At 60.0% G+C, this 4,974-nt stretch carries 5 protein-coding genes and 1 tRNA gene; 1 reads left to right on the plus strand and 5 read right to left on the minus strand.

Annotated features, from left to right (window positions below):
- Positions 1-40: 40 nt before the first annotated feature.
- The 5 genes from ACZM96_RS09570 to ACZM96_RS09590 form a co-directional block, all read right to left on the minus strand.
- Positions 41-117 (minus strand) — tRNA-Pro (locus tag ACZM96_RS09570).
- Between the two features lie 261 nt (positions 118-378).
- Complete coding sequence (gene hydF / locus ACZM96_RS09575; protein ID WP_489488778.1) at positions 379-1,587, minus strand: [FeFe] hydrogenase H-cluster maturation GTPase HydF; 1,209 nt, start codon at positions 1,585-1,587, stop codon at positions 379-381.
- A gap of 39 nt (positions 1,588-1,626) precedes the next feature.
- On the minus strand, positions 1,627-2,823 hold the full coding sequence (gene hydE / locus ACZM96_RS09580; protein ID WP_489488779.1) for a [FeFe] hydrogenase H-cluster radical SAM maturase HydE: 1,197 nt from the start codon (positions 2,821-2,823) through the stop codon (positions 1,627-1,629).
- Between the two features lie 3 nt (positions 2,824-2,826).
- Complete coding sequence (locus tag ACZM96_RS09585; RefSeq protein WP_489488781.1) at positions 2,827-3,075, minus strand: TM1266 family iron-only hydrogenase system putative regulator; 249 nt, start codon at positions 3,073-3,075, stop codon at positions 2,827-2,829.
- A 510-nt stretch (positions 3,076-3,585) separates the two neighbouring features.
- Entirely contained in the window at positions 3,586-4,107 is a 522-nt protein-coding gene (locus tag ACZM96_RS09590; RefSeq protein WP_489488782.1) for a nitroreductase family protein, read from the minus strand.
- Positions 4,108-4,333: 226 nt separating this feature from the next.
- Between ACZM96_RS09590 and ACZM96_RS09595 the strand changes: the two genes are divergently transcribed.
- Entirely contained in the window at positions 4,334-4,819 is a 486-nt protein-coding gene (locus ACZM96_RS09595; protein ID WP_489488783.1) for a CvpA family protein, read from the plus strand.
- Positions 4,820-4,974 lie beyond the last annotated feature (155 nt).

Here is a 4,974-nt window from a genome sequence, read left to right on the forward strand (position 1 = left end):
ATAAGGTGTTACCCTTACGAGGCTTTACATTCTTTTCATCTGGTCGGGATGGCAGGATTTGAACCAGCGACCCCAGCGTCCCGAACGCTGTACTCTACCAGACTGAGCCACATCCCGACAACGAAGGGGAATATAGCCGGACACGCTCCAAAAGGCAAGTGTTTTTCTTCCCCTTTTGATAAAAAAGATTTCTACGGCGTTCTTTCTCCCGGAGAAACCGCAGCGCCCCCCAGCTTTCGCTCTCCGGCCGCATCGCCGGAAAACGTCTGCAACGGGCAACCTCCCCTCTTTGTTTGCAGATGCAAAAACGCGTTGCTTCACCGCAGCGACGAAGCAACGCGTTCTTCCGTCATCGACTCAAGGCGCGCCGAACCACGTTCAGGCGTGTACCACCTTGTCCAGAATGCCCGTGAGCTTGGCCAGCGCCACGCCGTAGTTGCACAGGGGAACGCCCTGCTCCCTAGCCTTCTGCACCCGCGACATCATGTAGGTTCTGTTGAACATGCACGCGCCGCAGTGAATGATGAGATCGTACGGCGTGAGATCCGCCGGGAAGTCCGTTCCGCTCACCACCTTGATTTCCAGCGTTTCGCCGAAACGGGCCCGCAGCTTGCGCGGTATTTTCTCCCGGCCGATGTCTTCCGCAAGCGGCACATGCGTACACGCTTCCGCAATGAGCACCTTGGAATGCGGCGTCAGGCGGTCGATGGCTTCCGCGCCCTTGAGAAACTCATGGATGTCTCCCTTGTATCCCGCCATCAGAATGGAAAAAGACGTCAGCAGACTTTCCGCAGGCTTGAGCTTCCAGACTTCGCCGAACACCTGCGAATCCGTGATGATGAGATGCGGAGGCTGCGAAAGCGCGCTCAGCGTCTGCGCTATCTTGTCGGCCGTGCAGCTGGCAATAATGCATTTTTTGTCCAGCAGTTCACGGGTGACCTGCACCTGCGGCAGGATGAGGCGACCCTGCGGGGCCTGAATGTCCTGCGGCATGACCAGCATGACCACGTCGCCCTCTCCGCAAAGATCGCCGGTGAGCTTCATGGTTCCCCAGTCGGCCGGAACCAGACGCAGCATGGCCTCGCGCAGCACGGGCATGTTGGTGCCCTCTTTTGCGCTCACTACCACGGGCTTTTTGCCGAGTTCGTCAGCTATGCGGGAAGAAAGACTCTCAAGTTCGGCTTCGTTGTGCTCGTCCATCTTGTTGAGCACCACGATGAACGGCGTCTTGTGCGCCTTCAGCGACGCCGCCCACTTCTTTTCCACGGAAAGATCGTCCCCGCCGGTCACCACGAGCAGCGCCATGTCGGTTTTCTCCAGCGCCAGCCGGGTCTTTTCCACGCGAAGCTCGCCCATGGGGCCGACGTCGTCGAAGCCTGCCGTGTCTATGAGCACGCACGGGCCGAGCCCATGAATTTCCATGGACTTGTACACCGGATCCGTCGTGGTTCCCGCCGTTTCGGAAACAATGGCCGTTTCGTGTCCGGTAATGGCGTTGATAAGGGAAGACTTGCCCGCGTTGTGCCTGCCGTAAATGCCTATGTGCAGTCGTCCCGAACGCGGCGTATCATTAATAGTGTCGGACATACCGTCTCCTTTTCCAGCAAAACACGGTCCGCTTCACAGTCAGCAGGACCGAAAATCGCCCCTGTCCACGACGATGTCGTACCCGATGGCGCGTATGCGCTCCCGAAGTTCCCGGACATTGTCGGCGCATTCCGCGCCTTCCGAGAGCTTGTTGTTGTAAAGACGGTAACGCGCCCGCGCCTCGCGGGGCGAAAGATTGGGCATGAGCACATTGGCTCCGGCCAGAATGCCGCGTTCACGACCGTTGCCCGCCGCGGTTCCCAGCGCCGTGGTGGAAGGAAGCATGGCGCAGGGCAGCAGCAGCCGCACCAGCGCCACCATCACCAGCGTTCTTTCCACGCTGCCGGCGGGAAACGCGGCGAACGGCGTCTGCGCATGAGGAATGAACGGTCCGATGCCCACCATTTCCGGCTGAAAATCGCGCAGAAAGCACAGATCCTTCACAAGGCAGTCCGTGGTCTGCCAGGGCGAGCCGACCATGAATCCCGCACCGGTCTGATATCCGCAGCTCTTGAGCGCCTTCAGGCAGTCCATGCGATGCTTCCACGACTGCGCCGCAGGATGCAGCTTGGCGTAATGCACGGGATCGGCCGTTTCATGCCGCAAAAGAAAACGATCGGCTCCGGCTTCCTTCAAAAGCCGATACGACTCCGTCAAACGCTCTCCCACCGACAGCGTCACCGCGCAGTCGGGCCAGCGCTTCTTGATGCTGCGCAGCATGTCGGCAAGCCGCTCGTCGGTGAACCAGGCGTCTTCCCCGCCCTGAAGAACAAAGGTGCGGAATCCCAGTCCATAGCCGTGCTCGCAGCAGTCCAGAATCTGTTCGGGAGAAAGCCGGTAGCGTTCCGCCTGTGCGTTGCCTGCGCGTATGCCGCAGTATCGGCAATTCTGACGGCAGATGTTTGAAATTTCTATGAGCCCGCGGATATAAACGCGGTTGCCGAAATGCGCCAGCGCCTTTTCACGCGCCGCGGCAAACAGCGCGTCCTTCACCGCTTCCGCCTCTTCCGCAGACAGAGCACCTTCCGGCGAGGGGGTGACAGACGACGCGTCCGCGGCCGGAAGTCCGGCTTCGGCAAGATATTCCACCTCCAGCGCCGGGGCTTTTTCGGGCACGGGACCGGCAAAGCGCTCCGGGGCGCAGGCGTCGATAAAGGCTCCCAGACGTTCCGGGCCGGGGAGACGCCCCTCGACCAGCTCCTGAATTACGGAAAGGCAAAACGAAACATTCATCATGACTCAGCGCCTCGAAACGGCGGCCTTGACGGACACGCCGCGAATTTTGCCTATGCGCCCGGTCATGCCGGAAATGGCGTCCATGCTGCCGTCCACGACAAGCGCAATGACGGACACGCCGCGGCTGCGATAGGGAATGCCGAGACGCCCCACAATGATGTCGGCATACTGATGCAGTATGGCGTTGATCTGCGGCGTGCTTTCCTGATCGTCCACCACGATGCCCACCGTTCCTATCCGAGACTCGCTCATGCTTCCTCCACAGCAGCGGCCGACAACGACTTGTCGCGTTCCGCAACACTCTTTCCCGGCGTACGCCCGGCGCTTTTCCCGCCGCGCCGTCGGGCGACGTTCTCTCCTGACCCCGACGGAAGCGGAGAGAGGCAGGCGACAGGGCATCGCGCGCCGCCGACAACGAAACTTCCTGTATTTTCGGGCAATGAAGGTATAATCCCCCGAACAAAAAGGCAAGCCGGTCCTTTTTTGTCTTCTCAGACTTCTCCGAGCACAAAAACATCGGGGCAGACCGCTTCGACCTGCAAAGGTCAAGGCAATCTGCCCACGATGCAAAAAACAGCAAAGAGCCACGAGGCAAGCGCCGGGGACGGCGTCTTCAACGCCTGCCGCAACACGAGTGCGGAGATCGACGCAAGGGACGCCGTTCCGCCGGAGCTTTTGCGGCAAGCGCCCCGCCAAAAGCGCTCTCAGACGCGCTTCAGAGGGCCCCGGCTCTGCTGAAGCGTTTTCCAAACGCGCTAAATGCTACACGCGGATGATGTAGCCGTCCTTGCGGGGCTTGGCGGGAGCTTCGCCGTTTTCCGCGGCGTAGCCGAGAATGCAGTGACCCACGCCGGCGTAGTCGCCTTCGATGCCCCAGCTCTTGAGCAGCGCCTTGCCTTCTTCCGATTCAAACTCTTCGCGGGCGCGATGAATCCAGCAGGACGCCACGCCCACGGCATGCGCGGCCAGCATAAGATTGCCCATGACTAGCGAGCCGTCCTCCCGATAGGTGGGGCGGGACTTGTCCGCCAGCACGACGACCACGGTGGGCGCGCCGTAGAAGGGATCGCCGTTCGTGCCCATAATGGCGGCGTTCATCTTCGAGAGCTTCTCGATGGTGGCCTTGTCCTGCAGCACCACCATCACGGGAGACTGCCAGCCGTGACCGGTAGGCGCCCAGGTTCCGGCTTCGAGAATGGCGTTCAGCTCCTCTTCGGCAATCTGACGGGGCTGAAACTTACGGCAGCTGCGACGGGTTCTGATATCCTGCAAAGTCTCTTTCATGCTTGGTCTCCTCAAAAAGGTTTCGTCCGCAAGAGGATGCTTACTTCTGCGGACGGGCCTCATATTCCTCTCTTTTTTTCATTTAGGCAAGATTTCCGCCCGGCTTTCACGGGCCGGAACACGGCGCTGTGCTTCCGGTTAGCGCGCGGCGTCCGCTTTTCCTTGACAGTGCCGCCGGTTCCTCTACAATACCCTGACACCTATTTCAGAGGAATGCCGAAGTCCTATGTTTCAAATCAATCTGCTTGACACCGCCCTTCTCATCATTCTGCTCTTTTTCAGCGTCAAGGGACTGATACGGGGCCTGGTGCAGGAAGTCGCGGGCCTGCTCGGCGTGGCGGCCGGCATTGTGCTCGCCCGCACCTTCAGCGCTCAGTTTGCGCCCCTGCTCACGCAGTACGGCGTTTCGCCGGGATTTGCGCCCATGCTCTCCATGGCGCTGCTTTTCGTGGCGGGCATTCTTGTGGTGGGGCTTCTCGCCCATGTGCTTCACAACATGCTGGAATCCGCCTTTGCCGGCGGCATTGACCGCATGCTCGGTCTGCTGGCCGGCCTGGCCAAAGGCCTCCTTTTTGCCGGAGTCATCGGCTACATCGCCATCCGGCTGCTGCCCGACGTGGACGTGGTCAGGCATTCTCAGGTGCTTCCCCCGCTCATGCGCTTCATTCAGGCGCTCGCCGGCTCTCTCGATCTTCACATTCCTCAACTGTAATTCAGCGCGTTGCGCCCTCATTTTCAAACGGAGTCCATCATGAACGAGCAGGAACAGCTTCTTCGCTTTCAGAACGTCGTCAATCAGCTCATCGATCCTGAAAAGGGTTGCCCCTGGGACAAGGAGCAGACCCCGGTATCCATGTGCGAATATCT

It is taken from the genome of Mailhella sp., from assembly GCF_057866825.1.

Coding starts and splice junctions, on each gene's coding strand:
- hydF (WP_489488778.1), bottom strand. CDS start 1,587: ATGTCCGACACTATTAATGATACGCCGCGTTCGGGACGACTGCACATA.
- hydE (WP_489488779.1), bottom strand. CDS start 2,823: ATGATGAATGTTTCGTTTTGCCTTTCCGTAATTCAGGAGCTGGTCGAG.
- ACZM96_RS09585 (WP_489488781.1), bottom strand. CDS start 3,075: ATGAGCGAGTCTCGGATAGGAACGGTGGGCATCGTGGTGGACGATCAG.
- ACZM96_RS09590 (WP_489488782.1), bottom strand. CDS start 4,107: ATGAAAGAGACTTTGCAGGATATCAGAACCCGTCGCAGCTGCCGTAAG.
- ACZM96_RS09595 (WP_489488783.1), top strand. CDS start 4,334: ATGTTTCAAATCAATCTGCTTGACACCGCCCTTCTCATCATTCTGCTC.